Source organism: Mesorhizobium sp. WSM4935 (assembly GCF_029625735.1).
In the GTDB taxonomy this organism is placed as follows: Bacteria; Pseudomonadota; Alphaproteobacteria; order Rhizobiales; family Rhizobiaceae; genus Mesorhizobium.
Genome location: NZ_JARTVR010000001.1, coordinates 58,845 through 74,107, shown reverse-complemented (window position 1 = coordinate 74,107; position 15,263 = coordinate 58,845). Strand labels below are relative to the sequence as shown.

Sequence of the window (15,263 nt, the reverse complement as noted above, 5' to 3'; positions counted from 1 at the left end):
CATCCTGGAAATATAGCGTTTTGCGCCTCGATTTGCACGTTTAGGCAGATTCAGGCCGGCTTTGCTGCCTCCCGCTTCAATCTCTCGATCGCCATCAGCACCCGTTCCGGCGTTGCCGGCGCATCGAGGCGCGGGCAGATCTTGTGGCCGGCGACGCTCGCCACCGCGTCGGACAGCGCATGCAGCACCGACATGCCGTGCGGCAGCGGCGGCTCGCCGACGGCCTTGGAGCGATGGATGGTCGGCTCGTAAGCCGACGACCAGTCGGTGAGCTTCACGTTGAAGATCTTTGGACGGTCGGAGGCGAGCGGGATCTTGTAGGTCGACGGCGCATGCGTGCGCAGCCGGCCGCTGTCGTCCCACCAAAGCTCTTCCGTCGTCAGCCAGCCCATGCCCTGGATGAAGCCACCCTCGACCTGGCCGAGGTCGATCGCCCGGTTCAGCGAGCGACCGGCGTCGTGCAGGATGTCGGTGCGCTCGACGACATATTCGCCGGTCAGCGTGTCGACCGAGACCTCCGAGCAGGCCGCGCCATAGGCATAATAGTAAAAGGCACGACCGCGGCCCTTGCTGCGGTCCCAATGAATCTTCGGCGTCTTGTAGAAACCGGCAGCCGACAATTGGATGCGGTTGATATAGGCCTGCCTGACCAGATCGTTGAAGGCCACTTCCTGGTTGCCGATGCGCACTCGGTTCGGCAGGAACACGATCTGGGCGTGTGGCACCTGGTATTTCTCCGCCGCGAAATCGGTCAGCCGCTTGCGGATCTGGCGGGCGGCGTCCTGTGCCGCCATGCCGTTGAGGTCGGCGCCGGAGGAGGCTGCCGTCGGCGAGGTGTTGGGCACCTTGGCGGTGGTGGTGGCGGTGATCTTGACCCGGTCGAGATCGATCTGGAACTCTTCCGCCACGACCTGCGCCACCTTGAGATGCAGGCCCTGGCCCATCTCGGTGCCGCCATGGTTCATGTGCACCGAGCCGTCGGCATAGACATGCACCAGCGCGCCGGCCTGGTTGGCCTCGGTCTTGGTGAAGGAGATGCCGAACTTGACCGGCGTCAGCGCCAGGCCGCGCTTGATGAAGCGGCTGTTGTTGTTGAAGGCGCTGATCTCGCGGCGGCGCCGTGCGTAATTCGCGCTTTCCTCGAGCTCGGCCACGATGCGCTGGATAATGCAGTCCTCGACCTTCTGGTGATAAGGCGTGACGCTACGCTCGCCGATCGCCTCCATCGGGTCATAGAAATTGAGCTTGCGGATCTCGAGCGGATCCTTGCCGACGGCGAAGGCCACCTCGTCGATGACACGCTCGGCGCCGACCATGCCCTGCGGCCCGCCGAAGCCGCGGAAGGCGGTGTTGGAGACGGTGTTGGTGTAGAGCGGTGCCGACTTGGCATGAACCGCCGGATAGAAATAGGCGTTGTCGCAGTGGAACAAGGCGCGGTCGCCGACCGGACCGGACAGGTCGGCGGAAAACCCGCAGCGCAGCGCATAGGTGAAGTCAACGCCGAGGATGTTGCCCTCGTCGTCGAAGCCGACTTCATAGTCGATGGCGAAATCGTGCCGCTTGCCGGTGGCGGTCATATCTTCATCGCGGTCGAGCCTGATCTTGACGGCGCGCTTGAGCTTCTTGGCGGCGATCGCGGCAATTGCCGCGCATTGATTGGCTTGGGTTTCCTTGCCGCCGAAGCCGCCGCCCATGCGGCGCACTTCGACCGTCACCGCGTGGCTCGGCACGCCGAGCGTATGAGCGACCAGATGCTGCGTCTCGCTCGGCCCTTGTGTCGAGCAATAGACGATCACCTCGTCGTCCTCACCGGGGATGGCCAGCGAAACCTGGCCTTCCAGATAGAAATGTTCCTGGCCGCCGAGCCACATGCGGTTCTTGATGCGGCGGGGCGCCGCCGCGATCGCCGCGGCCGCATCGCCGCGCTTGAGGATCAGCGGCGTGGTGACCTGCTTGTCCTTGACGGGATCGAGATCCCAGATGTCGATGACGGCCGGATGCTCGTCATACTCGATCTTGGCCAGCCGCGCGGCGCGGCGTGCCTCCTCGCGTGTTTCGGCAACCACGGCGAAGATCGGCTGCCCGTGAAACTCGACCTTGCCTTCGGCGAGCACCGGATCGTCATGCATGTTGCTCGGCGAGATATCGTTCTCGCCGGGTATATCGGCATAGGTCAGCACATCGACGACGCCCGGCGCCGAGCGCACGGCTGACAGGTCGAGGCTCTTCAGAGTGCCGTGCGCGATTTTGGAGAGGCCGAGGCCGATATGCAGCGTGCCGGCCGGCTCAGGCATGTCGTCGATATAGACGGCGGTGCCGCTGACATGCTTGTGCGCGGAATCGTGCCGTTGCTCGGTGGCGACGCCGCCGACAATCTTCTCGGCTTTGAGATTGGCTGGAGCGTGCTTGTTCATCAGGCCGCCTCGTTGCGCGAGATCTGGAACGGCGCCTTCGTTCCGGTCGTCTCGATATAGAAGCGCAGCAGAAGGTTCCTTGCCGCCAGCGCCCGGTATTCGGCGGTCGCGCGCATGTCGGTCAAGGGCGTGAAATCCTCGGCATATTCGGCCATGGCGGCCTCCACCGTCGCTTCATTCCAGGCCTTGCCGATAAGTGCCTTCTCGACCGCGGTGGCGCGCTTCGGCGTCGCCGCCATGCCGCCATAGGCGATGCGGATGTCGGCCACCGTGCCGTCCGTGGCCAAGGTCAAATAGAACGCGCCGAGCGTAGCGGTGATATCCTCGTCCCGGCGCTTGGTGACCTTGTAGACAGCAAATTTCGTTCCTTGTGCGGGCACCGGAACATGCACTGCTTCGACGAACTCGCCGGGCTGACGGTCCTGCTTGCCATAGGCGATGAAGAAGGTTTCGAGCGGGATGGTGCGGCGGGCCTTGCCCTTGCGAAGCGTGAGCTGCGCGCCGAGCGCGATCAGCGGCGGCGGCGTGTCGCCGATCGGCGAGCCGTTGGCGATGTTGCCGCCGATGGTGCCCATATTGCGCACCTGCTCGCCGCCGATGCGATCGACCAGCGGCCCCAAAGCCGGGATGCGCTTCGTGAGCGTTTCAAAAGCCTCGCTATAGGTGACGCCGGCGCCGATGGTGATCACGCCATCCTTCTCCGACATCGTACGCAGGCCCTCGAGCCCCCCGATGAAGATCGCCGGCGAGATGTCGCGCATCTGCTTGGTGACCCAGAGGCCGACATCGGTCGAGCCGGCGACGATGGTGGCGCCAGGTTCCGTCTCGAGCACGGCGGCGAAATCGTCGACATCGGCCGGCACGATCAGCCGCCGCTTGCCCGAGCCGACCTCGACCCTGGCGCCGTCGCGCAGCGCTTCCAGCCGCGCAGTGATGTCCTTGCGCTCCAACGCCAGCGGATCCTTAGCCGCCTTGCCGTAGCTCGAAATGGCGTGCGCGGCGCGCATGATCGCCTCATAGCCGGTGCAGCGGCAGAGATTGCCCTGCAGCGCCTTTTCGATCGCGGCGTTGGACGGATCGGGCGTCTTCATCCAGAGCCCATAGAGCGACATGATGAAGCCCGGCGTGCAGAAGCCGCATTGCGAGCCGTGGAAATCGACCATCGCCTGCTGCACCGGATGGAGTTTTTCGCCATGGCCGCGCAGATGTTCTACCGTCACGACATGTGTGCCGTCGAGCGAGCCCATGAAGCGGATGCAGGCATTGACGCTTTCATAGACCAGACCTTCGGCCGAGAGCTTGCCGACCAGCACCGTGCAGGCGCCGCAGTCGCCCTCGGCGCAGCCTTCCTTGGTGCCGCGCAGCGATCGATTGAGCCGCAGCCAGTCGAGCAAAGTCGCATCGGGCGCGACCTCGGTCAGAGCCACGTCGGCGCCGTTCAGGATGAAGCGTATCTCGTTGCGGATCTCTGCCATGTCTCAGCTCCCCCGATAGGTCGAGTAGCCATAGGGTGAAATCAAGAGCGGGACATGGTAGTGCCGTTCTTCCGCCATGCCGAAGCGGATCGGCACGATATCCAGGAAAGCCGGCTCAGGCAGGTTGATGCCCTGGCCGCGCAGATAATCGCCGGCGGCGAAGACCAGCTCATATTCTCCGGTGCGGAAATCGGCGCCGGCGAGCAGCGGCGCATCGCAGCGGCCATCGTCATTGGTGGCAACGGACTTGAGATGCTTGCGGCTCTGGCCCTCGATGCGGAAAAGCTCGATCGACAGGCCCTTTGCCGGTCGGCCGGTCGCGGTGTCGAGAACATGGGTCGTCAGACGCCCGCCATCGGCTTTCGACGTTTCTGCCACTGGCCGCCTCCCATCCCGGTACAGTTTCAGCTCAATTGTGCGCCAATTAAAGGCGATGCATAAGCCCTGGTCGAGCGGAGTGCGGCAAAAAGCACTTTCAAAAATTTTCGGGGGAATGCAGCAGCACTCCTTTCGATATCTTCAGTGCAACAATCGGGCAGGAGCAGCCATGCGTTACGAACGGGACATGCGCGGTTACGGGGCCAACCCACCGGACCCGAAATGGCCCGGCGGCGCCTATGTCGCGGTGCAGTTCGTCGTCAATTATGAGGAAGGCGGCGAGAACTGCGTGCTGCATGGCGACAAGGCTTCCGAAGCCTTCCTTTCGGAGATCGTCGGTGCCGCGCCCTGGGTTGGCCAGCGCCACTGGAACATGGAGTCGATCTATGAATACGGCGCCCGGGCCGGCTTCTGGCGGCTCTACCGGCTGTTCACCGAAGCGCAGGTGCCGGTGACCTGCTACGGCGTCGCCACCGCGCTGGCGCGCTCGCCCGATCAGGTCACGGCGATGCAGGAGGCAGGCTGGGAAATCGCCTCGCATGGGCTGCGCTGGATCGACTACCGCGACCATGCAGCCGAGGACGAGAAGCGCGATCTCGAAGAGACCATCAAGCTGCATTACGAGGTGACCGGTGCGCGCCCGACCGGCTGGTACACCGGCCGCACCTCGGTCAACACGGTGCGGCTCGTCGCCGAGGAAGGCGGCTTCGATTATGTCTCCGACACCTATGACGACGAGCTGCCCTACTGGTTCGACCGCGACGGGCTGGAGAAACCGCAGCTCATCATCCCCTACACGCTCGACGCCAACGATATGCGCTTTGCCACGCCGCAGGGCTTCAACTCCGGCGACCAGTTCTTCGCCTATCTGAAGGACAGTTTTGACACGCTCTATGCCGAGGGCAAGGCAGGCCGGCCGCGCATGATGAATATCGGCCTGCACTGCCGGCTGGTCGGCCGTCCCGGCCGGGTGGCGGCATTGAAGCGCTTCGTCGACTATGTGAAGTCGCACGACAAGGTTTGGCTGACACGGCGCATCGACATCGCCAAACACTGGCGCGAAACGCACCCCTACGAGGCGCCGGCGCTGCGCCCGTCGCGGATGGGGTTCGAGGAATTCGTGCATGGCTTCGGCGGTGTTTTCGAACATTCGCCCTGGATCGCCGAGCGCGCCTACGAATTGGAGCTTGGGCCCGCGCATGACAGCGCGGGCGGCCTCCACAACGCGCTCTGCCGCGTCTTCCGGGCGGCGAGCGAAGCCGAGCGGCTTGCGGTGCTCAACGCTCATCCGGACCTTGCGGGCAAGCTGGCGGCGGCCAAGCGGCTGACGCCGGAATCGGCCAAGGAACAGGCTTCCGCCGGGCTCGACGCGCTGACCGACAAGGAGCGCGAGCTGTTTTCGAAACTCAACGCCGCTTATGTCACGACCTTCGGCTTCCCCTTCATCATCGCGGTGAAGGGCAAGACCAAGGACGAAATCCTGGCGGAGTTCGAGGCGCGGATCGGCAACAGCCGCGGCGTCGAGTTCGAGACCGCCTGCAAACAGGTCGAGCGTATCGCATTGCTTCGCCTGAAAGACATGCTCCCACTCTAAAGTTTGTTTGTACGCAATTCCGGACGGAAAACCGCTTCACACTTTTCCTGGAATTGCTCTGAGGGCCAGGAACCCCATGGATATGATCAAGACCGCCGAGCGAACCTATTACGCCCCGCAGGGCGGCCACCCCGGCCAGAACGAGCTTTTGACCGGCAGAGCCGTCTTCACCGAGGCCTACGCAATCATCCCCAAGGGCGTGATGCAGGACATCGTCACCAGCCCGCTGCCCTTCTGGGACAAGACCAGGGCCTGGATCATCGCAAGGCCGCTCTCCGGCTTCGCCGAGACGTTCTCGCAATATATCGTCGAGGTTCTGCCCGACGGCGGCAGCAACCGGCCGGAGCTGGATGCCGGCGCCGAGGGTGTGCTGTTCGTCGTCGAGGGCGAGCTCACCGTTTCGCTTGCCGGCAAAAAATATGTGCTTGCCCCCGGCGGCTTCGCTTTCCTGCCACCGTCGAGCGGCTGGACGGTGCGCAACGAGAGCGGCAGTGCTGCCCGCTTCCACTGGATCCGCAAAGCGTATGAGGCGGTCGATGGCCTCGACGCGCCGGAAGCCTTCTTCTCGAGCGACCAGGAAGTGGCACCGAGCCCGATGCCGGGCACGGAAGGGCGCTGGGCGACGACCCGCTTCGTCGACCCGGCCGACATGCGCCATGACATGCATGTCACCATCGTCACGCTGAAGCCGGGCGCGGTCATTCCCTTTGCCGAGACCCATGTCATGGAGCATGGGCTGTACGTGCTGGAAGGCAAGGCGGTCTACCGCCTCAACCAGGACTGGGTCGAGGTCGAGGCCGGCGACTTCATGTGGCTGCGCGCCTTCTGCCCGCAGGCCTGCTATGCCGGCGGCCCCGGCAATTTCCGCTACCTGCTCTACAAGGACGTCAACCGTCACGCCAGGCTTGGCGGCTATCTCGGAGGCCGCGCGCGGTGACCCGTATAGTCGCCCAGCCGCTGACGCGCGAAAACTTCGCGCCTTTCGGCGACGTCATCGATATGAGCGGCGAGAACCGCTACCCGATCAATGGCGGCAAGGCGATGCGCTATCACGACCTCGCCACCGCCGAGGCTGCCGGCCCGAATGCCAAGGTGCTGATCTCGATGGTGCGCGGCACGCCCTACCAGATGCCACTGAAGCTCGCCATGGTCGAGCGCCACCCGCTCGGCAGCCAGGCCTTCATCCCGCTGTCGCCGCGCCCGTTCCTGGTGGTCGCCTGCCATGACACCAAGGACGGCCCGGGCGAGCCGCATGCCTTTCTCGCCGGGCCCGGACAGGGCATCAACTACCGCCGCAACCTCTGGCACGGCGTGCTGACGCCGATCGGCGAGGAGCAGGATTTCCTCATCGTCGACCGCGGCGGCGAGGGCTCCAATCTCGAAGAGTTTTATTTCTCGCACCCCTACGAGATCCACCTTCCCTGAAAGCTGCCGATTCCTATGACCGACGTTTCGCTGATCGACCGCCTGCTCGACGTGATCGAGCGTGACATCGTGCCGAAGACCGCTGAGGGCGTCGGCCACGGCAACAAGCTGTTCGGCGCCGCGATCCTCAGGAAAAACGACCGCTCGCTGGTGCTGGCCGAGACCAACAACGAGATCGAAAATCCGCTCTGGCATGGCGAGGTGCATTGCCTGAAGCGCTTCTACGAAATGCCCAAGGCCGAGCGCGTCGACACAAGGGATGCTCTGTTCGTGGCAACGCACGAGCCCTGCTCGCTCTGCCTGTCGGCGATCACCTGGACCGGCTTCGACAATTTCTACTACCTCTTCAGCCACGAGGATTCGCGTGACAGCTTTGCCATCCCGCACGATCTTAAAATCCTGAAGGAGGTCTTCACCCTCGACCCTGGCGGCTACAATGCCGAGAACGCCTATTGGAAGAGCTTTTCCATTCGCCGGCTGGTCAGCGCTTTGCCCGAGGCTGAGCGCAAGCGGCTGGAGGGAAGGATCGGCAGAATCGAGGCGCGTTACGATGAGCTCTCGAACGCTTACCAGGCCAGCAAGGCAGACAATGATATTCCGTTGAACTGACGTAGATTGACCAGCCGATTTCGTCGACTGGCTCATGACGCGCTGTCTGTCGCCGCATCATGTGGCGACGCTTGGAGCGCCCCATGAAAACCATTACCGAATTCCCCCGCAAGGTCGTCGAATTTCCCGACATGGGCATCGTCATGCCGGATGGCTGCCGGCTCTCGGCGCGCATATGGATGCCGGAAGATGCCGCCGACAACCCTGTGCCCGCGATCCTCGAGCATCTGCCCTACCGCAAGCGCGACGGCACCATCTTCCGCGATCAGCTCACCCATCCCTATTTCGCCGGCCACGGCTATGCCTCGATCCGCGTCGACATGCGCGGCAATGGCGATTCCGAAGGGCTGATGGACGACGAATATTCCGAACAGGAATTGCAGGATGCCTGCGACGTCATCGCCTGGGCGGCGGCGCAGCCCTGGTGCAACGGCAATGTCGGCATGATGGGCATTTCCTGGGGCGGCTTCAACTGCCTGCAGGTGGCGGCGAAACAGCCACCGGCGCTGAAGGCGGTGATCAGCCTGTGCTCGACTGTCGACCGCTATGCCGACGACATCCACTACAAGGGCGGGTGCCTGCTGCTCGAAAATTTCGGCTGGGCCTCGACGATGCTCTCCTATTCGTCACGGCCGCCGGATCCGGCGATCGCCGGCGGCAATCGCTGGCGGGATTTGTGGCTCAGCCGGCTGGAGAACCAGCCTTTCCTCTTGCCGCTGTGGCTCAGCCACCAGCATCGCGACGCCTACTGGAAACGCGGCTCGATCTGCGAGGATTTTTCGGCGGTCAAAGCGGCCGTGCTGTCGATCGGCGGCTGGCATGACGGCTACCGCAACACGATCTCCAATCTCGTCACCGGCATCCAGTCGCCGGTCAAGGGCATCGTCGGCCCCTGGATCCACAAATACCCGCATTACGCCGGACCCAATCCGGCCATCGGCTTCCTGCAGGAGGCGCTGCGCTGGTGGGACCGCTGGCTGAAGGGCACGGAAACCGGCGTCGAGGCCGATCCGGCCTACCGCGCCTATGTGATGGACAGCGTGCGGCCGGCGCGCTGGCACCCAGAACGGCCGGGCCGCTGGGTGGCGGAGCAGGAGTGGCCGTCCTCAAACATCAAAGTTGAGGCAATAGAGCTCATTTCGGCGGACGCCAAGCCCTCGATCGTCGCTTCGCCGCAGACCTGCGGACTTGCCGGCGGCGAGTATTTTCCGTTCACCTTCGGGCCGGAACTCCCGGGCGACCAACGCCCCGACGACGCGCTGTCGGTGTGCTTCGACCAGCCCGAGCTCGGCGTGGCGATCGACATTGTCGGGGCGCTGGAGCTCGAGGTCCGGCTTGCCTCCGATCGGCCGCAGGCCAACATCGCGGTAAGGCTTTGCGACGTGCATCCCGATGGCGCCTCGGAGCTGATCTCCTACGGCGTGCTCAATCTCACGCACCGCAACTCGCAGGAATTCCCCGAGCCATTGCTTCCCGGCGAGACGGTTTCGGCGCGCGTCGTGCTCGACCAATGCGCCTACCGGGTACCGGCCGGGCACAAGTTGCGCATCGCCGTTTCAACCGCCTATTGGCCGATGATCTGGCCCTCACCGGAGCCGGTGCGGCTTGATCTCGCCAAGGCCACGCTGAAGCTGCCGCTGCGTCCACTGGCGAAAGGCAATGAGGTCTCGTTTCCTGAGCCGGAAGGCGCGACGCCCTGGGCGACCGAGACGATCCGGCCGGCGAATTCCGAGCGCCATGTCGACCGCGACGAGAAGACCGGCCTGGTCACGCTTTCGATAACCGACGACTTCGGCGCGGTGCGCGACCTCGACCATGGACTGGTCAATGGCAGCATCGTGCGCGAGACATGGACGATCCATCCCGACGATCCGCTGTCGGCCGCCGGAGCGATCCATTGGACGCAGACATTGTCGCGGAATGAATGGTCGGTGCGGACCGAGACTTATTCCGACATGCGCTGCGACGCGCAAAATTTCATCCTCAGCGCCAGAATCGAGGCCTATGAGGGCGAAAACCTGGTTTTTGAGCGCGATTTCGAACAGACGATTCCGCGCGCCCTCGTCTGAGCGCTGGCAAGGTTGGTCCAAAAACGACGCACCATTTACGCCACGTCATGTCGCATTCGGTCTTGCTTACCGGTTTCCGTTGCGGTCATTATCTCCTCCAATAAGCAGAAACGACCATAAGGTCGGACCACCAGAGTGAGGAACCCATAATGACAAACGAACTCGACTATCTCAGCCGTCGCGTCGCTGCCGGCAAGCTCAGCCGTCGCGATTTCCTAGGCCGCGCCGCCGCTCTCGGTGTCGCCGCGCCTTTCGCCAACTCGCTGCTTGCCAGCGCTGCCCGTGCCGCCGGCCCGGTCAAGGGCGGGATCCTGAAGGCCGGCCTGGTCGGCGGCGAATCCACCAACAGCCTCGATCCGGCCCTGTTCATGACCCAGGTGCCCTTCGCCTTCGGCAAAATGTGGGGCGAATTGATCGTGGAGCTCTCGCCCGACGGCAAGCTGGAGAACCGCATCGCCGAGGAGATCGGCTCTTCGGACGACGCCAAGGTCTGGACGCTGAAAATCCGCGATGGCATCGAATTCCACAACGGCAAGACGGTTACCGCAGAAGACGTCGCTGCCACGCTCGAGCGTCATTCTGACGAGAAGTCGAAGTCCGGCGCGCTGGGCTACATGAAGGGCATCGACACCATCAAGGTCAACGGGAAGGAAGTCGTGCTGACGCTGAAGGAGCCTAACGCCGACCTTCCGTACCTGCTCAGCGACTATCACCTGATCGTCCAGCCGAACGGCGGCAAGGACAAGGCCGATGCCGGTATCGGCGCCGGTCCGTACAAGGTCAAGGTCAACCAGCCCGGCGTGCGCCATGGCGGCGAACGCTTCGCCAATTACTGGCAGGGCGACAAGATGGGCCACGCCGACCAGATCGAAATCATCGTCATCAACGATGCGACGGCGCGCACGGCGGCCCTGCAAGGCGGCCAGGTCAACATGATCAACCGCGTCGAGCCGAAGGTCGTCGATCTGATCAAGCGCGTGCCTGGAGTCACCATCCGCAACCATTCCGGTCCCGGCCACTACGTGTTCATCATGCATTGCAACACGGCGCCGTTCGACAACAACGACCTCAGGATGGCGCTGAAGCTGGCGATCGACCGCGAGGAGATGTTGAAAAAAGTGCTGCGCGGCTACGGCTCGCTCGGCAACGATTTCCCGATCAACGCCTCCTACCCGCTATTCACCGAGATCGAGCAGCGCAAATACGATCCGGACAAGGCCAAGTTCCACTACAAGAAGTCCGGCCATGACGGCACCGTGCTGCTCAGGACCTCGGACGTCGCCTTCCCGGGCGCTGTCGATGCATCCCAGCTTTTCCAGCAGAGCGCCGCCAAGGCCGGCATCAAGATCGAGCTCAAGCGCGAGCCCGGCGACGGCTATTGGAACGAAGTCTGGAACAAGCAGCCCTTCTGCGCCTCCTATTGGGGCGGCCGCTCGACCCAGGACCAGATGTACTCGACCGCCTATCTGTCGACCGCCGACTGGAACGACACGCGCTTCAAGCGCCCGGACTTCGACAAGATGGTGCTGGCCGCGCGCGCCGAGCTCGACGAGGCCAAGCGCAAACAGATGTACCACGACATGGCCGTCATGGTGCGCGACGAAGGCGGCCTGATCCTGCCGATGTTCAATCAGTTCATCGACGCGACAGGCCCCAAGGTGGCAGGTTGGGTGGAGGATCCGCATCAGGAGCTTTGCAACGGCTACGCGCTGGCGAAGTGCTGGCTCGAAGCCTGAGCACGGCCTTGCGGAGATGTCCTCGCCCATCGTGAAACTGGTGGCCCAGCGCATTGCGCTGGGCATCCTCCTTCTGCTGGCCGTTTCGGTCCTGATCTTCGCCGGTACGCAGATCCTGCCCGGCGACGTCGCGCAAGCCATCCTCGGACAATCGGCGACCCCGGAGTCGCTGGCAAATCTGCGCGAGCAGCTCGGGCTCAACCAGCCTGCCTATATCCGTTACTTCCACTGGCTGGGTGGCGTGCTGACCGGCGATCTCGGCACGGCGATGTCGAGCGGACAGGACATCGCGACATCGATCAAGGAACGGCTGTGGAACACGCTGTTCCTCGCCTTCTGGGCGGCCATCGTGGCGATCCCGCTGGCGATCACGCTTGGGCTGATAGCGGTGCGCTACCGCGATGGCTGGGTCGACAAGCTGATCTCCGGCGTGGCGCTTGCCTCGACGTCCTTCCCGGAGTTCTTCATCGGCTATCTGCTCGTCTTCTACTTCGCGGTCCAGCACCAGTGGTTCCCCGCCATCTCGACCGTCTATGACGGAATGTCTTTCGGTGAGCGCCTGCAGGCCATCGCGCTGCCTGCGGCGGCGCTGACTCTGGTGGTGCTCGCCCACATGATGCGCATGACGCGCGCGGCAATCCTCAACGTCATGCAGTCGGCCTATGTCGAGACGGCGGAACTCAAGGGGCTGTCGGCCTCTGCCGTTATCCGCAAGCATGCCTTCCCGAACGCGATCGCGCCGATCATCAATGTCGTCATGCTCAACCTTGCCTATCTGGTGGTCGGCGTCGTCGTGGTCGAGGTGATCTTCGTCTATCCGGGCATGGGGCAATATCTGGTCGACCATGTGACCAAGCGCGACGTGCCGGTCGTCCAGGCGGTCGGCCTGATCTTCGCCGCCGTCTATATCACCCTCAACATCGTCGCGGACATTGCGGCGATCGTCGCCAATCCGCGACTCAGGCATCCGAAATAGGGGGCGGCCGATATGCGCGCTATCAGACGCATCCCTCTACCATCGCTGACCGGCCTGGTGCTGACCGCGCTGTTCGTGCTGGCGGCAATGTTCGCGCCTTTGATCGCGCCGCACGGCAACGCCGAGATCGTCGGCGACGTGTGGGAGCCGATGTCGGCCGCGCACTGGCTGGGCACCGACAATCTCGGCCGCGATCTGTTGTCGCGCATGATCTACGGCGCCCGCATCACGCTGTTCATCGCGGTGCTGGCGACGGCACTGTCTTTCTCGCTCGGCGCCATTCTCGGCTTTTCAGCGGCGGTATTCGGCGGCTGGTACGACACGATCCTGTCGCGGCTCGTCGACCTCCTCATGTCGATCCCGACGCTGATCATGGGCCTCGTCGTGCTTTCGGTGCTGCCGTCGAACCTGGTGACGCTGATCCTGGTCATGGGCATCCTCGATTCGACCCGCGTCTACCGACTGTCGCGCGCGGTCGCCGTCGACATCAACGTCATGGACTATGTCGAGGCGGCGAAGCTGCGCGGCGAAGGCAGCGGCTGGATCATCTTCCGCGAGATCCTGCCCAATGCGCTGTCGCCGCTGGTCTCGGAACTCGGTCTGCGCTTCATCTATGCCGTGCTGTTCCTGTCGACATTGTCCTTCCTCGGCCTCGGCGTGCAGCCGCCGGATGCCGACTGGGGCGGCATGGTGAAGGAGAACAAGGACGGCATCGTGTTCGGCATTCCGGCGGCTCTCATCCCGGCCGCGGCGATCGCGGCACTGGCGATCTCGGTCAATCTCGTTGCCGACTGGGTGCTCAATCGCACGACAAGCCTGAAGGGAGGACGCGGCTGATGGTTGACGGCAAAGCAAAGTCCGGCCCTCTTCTTGACATCCGCAACCTGCGCATCGAAGCGACGGTCTATCCGCCGGGTGAAGTACCGAGGACCATCACGCTTGTCCACGACGTCTCGCTGACGCTGGAGAAGGGCAAGGTGCTTGGGCTGATCGGCGAGTCCGGCGCCGGCAAGTCGACCATCGGCCTGTCGTCGATGGGCTATGGCCGCGGTGGCGTTCGGATTACCGGCGGCGAGGTCATCCTCAACGGCCGCGACATACTGAAAGGCGGTAAGGAAGGCCTGCGCAAACTGCGCGGCCGCGAAGTCTGTTATGTCGCCCAGTCGGCGGCGGCGGCCTTCAATCCGGCGCACCGGCTAATGGACCAGGTGGTGGAGGCCACGCTCCTGCACGGCACCGCAACCCGGGCCGAGGCCGAGAAACGCGCCGTCGCCCTGTTCAAGAAGCTCAGCCTTCCCAATCCCGAAACGATCGGCGAACGCTTCCCGCACCAGGTCTCCGGCGGCCAGTTGCAGCGCGTGATGACGGCAATGGCGCTGTGCTCGGAACCGGACCTGATCGTCTTCGACGAGCCGACGACGGCCCTCGACGTGACGACGCAGATCGACGTGCTGTCAGCGATCAAGGATGCCATCCGCGACACCCATGTCGCGGCCCTTTACATCACCCATGACCTGGCCGTCGTGGCACAGGTATCCGACGAGATCATGGTGCTGCGTCACGGCCGGCTGGTCGAATGGGGCGGCACCCGCCAGATCATCAAAGAGCCGCGCCAGGAATACACCAACGCCCTGGTCTCGGTGCATGAGATCGAACACCAGGAACAGCAGCCGGGCGCCACACCGATGCTGTCGGTGAAGAACGTGACGGCCGCCTATGGCGGCGGCCACATCAAGGTGCTGAAGAACGTCTCGGTCGACATCTTTCCGGGCCAGACGCTGGCCGTGGTCGGCGAGAGCGGTTCCGGCAAATCGACGCTGGCGCGCGCCATCACCGGCCTGTTGCCGCCCGAGCAGGGCAGCGTCGTCTTCGACGGCCGCACGCTTGCCAACAGGCTCGCCGACCGGTCGAAGGAGGACCTGCGCCAGTTGCAGATGATCTACCAGATGGCCGACGTTGCCATGAACCCGCGCCAGACGGTGGGCACCATCATCGGCCGGCCACTGGAGTTCTATTTCGGAATGAAGGGCCGCGAACGCGACAAGCGCGTCGCCGAACTGCTCGACGAAATCGAAATGGGCAAGGGCTTCATCGATCGCTATCCGGCCGAGCTTTCCGGCGGCCAGAAGCAGCGCGTCTGCATCGCCCGCTCGCTCGCCGCCAAGCCGAAGCTGATCATCTGCGACGAGGTGACCTCGGCGCTCGATCCGCTGGTCGCCCACGGCATCCTCAAGCTGCTGCTTAATTTGCAGCAGATCGAGAAGGTGGCCTATCTCTTCATCACCCACGACCTCGCGACGGTGAAGTCGATCGCGGATTCGATTGCGGTGATGTATCGCGGCGAGGTGGTGCGCTACGGCCCCAAGAGCAAGGTTCTGACGCCGCCCTTCGACGCCTATACGGACTTGCTCTTGTCCTCCGTGCCGGAAATGGAGATCGGCTGGCTGGAGAAGGCCATCAAGGGACGGCGCATGGAAAGCGCCGGCAATTAGCCTGCGAAAGTCCGCTACCAATGCGGCCGCTGTCATGCGGCTGCAATGCGGAACGGGAAAGAATGGCGCAGGCCGGGTAGAGCTCGCGCCAAGCC

At 63.8% G+C, this 15,263-nt stretch carries 12 protein-coding genes; 9 read left to right on the top strand and 3 right to left on the bottom strand.

Annotated features, from left to right (window positions below):
- Positions 1 to 50: 50 nt before the first annotated feature.
- Genes xdhB through uraH form a run of 3 tightly spaced genes read right to left on the bottom strand, consistent with a single transcriptional unit; the run spans position 51 to position 4,267 of the window.
- Positions 51 to 2,414, bottom strand: coding sequence for a xanthine dehydrogenase molybdopterin binding subunit (xdhB, locus tag P9273_RS00320; protein WP_278047125.1), 2,364 nt, complete (start codon positions 2,412 to 2,414; stop codon positions 51 to 53).
- Entirely contained in the window at positions 2,414 to 3,889 is a 1,476-nt protein-coding gene (xdhA, locus tag P9273_RS00315; RefSeq protein ID WP_278047124.1) for a xanthine dehydrogenase small subunit, read from the bottom strand. The genes xdhB and xdhA overlap by 1 nt, the downstream gene beginning before the upstream one ends.
- 3 nt (positions 3,890 to 3,892) lie before the next feature.
- A complete protein-coding gene (uraH, locus tag P9273_RS00310) occupies positions 3,893 to 4,267 on the bottom strand; it encodes a hydroxyisourate hydrolase (protein WP_041000283.1) in 375 nt (124 codons plus the stop codon).
- 169 nt (positions 4,268 to 4,436) lie between these two features.
- Between uraH and puuE the strand changes: the two genes are divergently transcribed.
- The 9 genes from puuE to P9273_RS00265 all read left to right on the top strand — a co-directional run bounded on the left by puuE (position 4,437) and on the right by P9273_RS00265 (position 15,168).
- A complete protein-coding gene (puuE, locus tag P9273_RS00305; protein ID WP_278047123.1) occupies positions 4,437 to 5,861 on the top strand; it encodes an allantoinase PuuE in 1,425 nt (474 codons plus the stop codon).
- A gap of 76 nt (positions 5,862 to 5,937) precedes the next feature.
- Positions 5,938 to 6,798 carry a bifunctional allantoicase/(S)-ureidoglycine aminohydrolase gene (locus P9273_RS00300; RefSeq protein ID WP_278047122.1) on the top strand — a complete coding sequence of 287 codons (861 nt, stop codon included), beginning with the start codon at positions 5,938 to 5,940 and terminating at the stop codon, positions 6,796 to 6,798.
- Positions 6,795 to 7,286 (top strand): ureidoglycolate lyase, encoded by a 492-nt coding sequence (locus tag P9273_RS00295; protein ID WP_278047121.1) that lies wholly within the window; start codon positions 6,795 to 6,797, stop codon positions 7,284 to 7,286. Before P9273_RS00300 ends, P9273_RS00295 begins: the two co-directional genes overlap by 4 nt.
- Positions 7,287 to 7,301: 15 nt before the next feature.
- Positions 7,302 to 7,895 carry a nucleoside deaminase gene (locus P9273_RS00290; protein ID WP_278047120.1) on the top strand — a complete coding sequence of 198 codons (594 nt, stop codon included), beginning with the start codon at positions 7,302 to 7,304 and terminating at the stop codon, positions 7,893 to 7,895.
- 83 nt (positions 7,896 to 7,978) lie between these two features.
- A complete protein-coding gene (locus P9273_RS00285; protein ID WP_278047119.1) occupies positions 7,979 to 9,964 on the top strand; it encodes a CocE/NonD family hydrolase in 1,986 nt (661 codons plus the stop codon).
- Positions 9,965 to 10,113: 149 nt separating this feature from the next.
- On the top strand, positions 10,114 to 11,700 hold the full coding sequence (locus P9273_RS00280) for an ABC transporter substrate-binding protein (RefSeq protein WP_278047118.1): 1,587 nt from the start codon (positions 10,114 to 10,116) through the stop codon (positions 11,698 to 11,700).
- Positions 11,701 to 11,716: 16 nt separating this feature from the next.
- On the top strand, positions 11,717 to 12,676 hold the full coding sequence (locus P9273_RS00275) for an ABC transporter permease (protein ID WP_041000298.1): 960 nt from the start codon (positions 11,717 to 11,719) through the stop codon (positions 12,674 to 12,676).
- Between the two features lie 12 nt (positions 12,677 to 12,688).
- Positions 12,689 to 13,513, top strand: coding sequence for an ABC transporter permease (locus P9273_RS00270; RefSeq protein ID WP_278047117.1), 825 nt, complete (start codon positions 12,689 to 12,691; stop codon positions 13,511 to 13,513).
- A complete protein-coding gene (locus P9273_RS00265; protein WP_278047116.1) occupies positions 13,513 to 15,168 on the top strand; it encodes an ABC transporter ATP-binding protein in 1,656 nt (551 codons plus the stop codon). The genes P9273_RS00270 and P9273_RS00265 overlap by 1 nt, the downstream gene beginning before the upstream one ends.
- Positions 15,169 to 15,263 lie beyond the last annotated feature (95 nt).

Coding starts and splice junctions, on each gene's coding strand:
- xdhB (WP_278047125.1), bottom strand. CDS start 2,414: ATGAACAAGCACGCTCCAGCCAATCTCAAAGCCGAGAAGATTGTCGGC.
- xdhA (WP_278047124.1), bottom strand. CDS start 3,889: ATGGCAGAGATCCGCAACGAGATACGCTTCATCCTGAACGGCGCCGAC.
- puuE (WP_278047123.1), top strand. CDS start 4,437: ATGCGTTACGAACGGGACATGCGCGGTTACGGGGCCAACCCACCGGAC.
- P9273_RS00300 (WP_278047122.1), top strand. CDS start 5,938: ATGGATATGATCAAGACCGCCGAGCGAACCTATTACGCCCCGCAGGGC.
- P9273_RS00290 (WP_278047120.1), top strand. CDS start 7,302: ATGACCGACGTTTCGCTGATCGACCGCCTGCTCGACGTGATCGAGCGT.
- P9273_RS00285 (WP_278047119.1), top strand. CDS start 7,979: ATGAAAACCATTACCGAATTCCCCCGCAAGGTCGTCGAATTTCCCGAC.
- P9273_RS00280 (WP_278047118.1), top strand. CDS start 10,114: ATGACAAACGAACTCGACTATCTCAGCCGTCGCGTCGCTGCCGGCAAG.
- P9273_RS00275 (WP_041000298.1), top strand. CDS start 11,717: ATGTCCTCGCCCATCGTGAAACTGGTGGCCCAGCGCATTGCGCTGGGC.
- P9273_RS00270 (WP_278047117.1), top strand. CDS start 12,689: ATGCGCGCTATCAGACGCATCCCTCTACCATCGCTGACCGGCCTGGTG.
- P9273_RS00265 (WP_278047116.1), top strand. CDS start 13,513: ATGGTTGACGGCAAAGCAAAGTCCGGCCCTCTTCTTGACATCCGCAAC.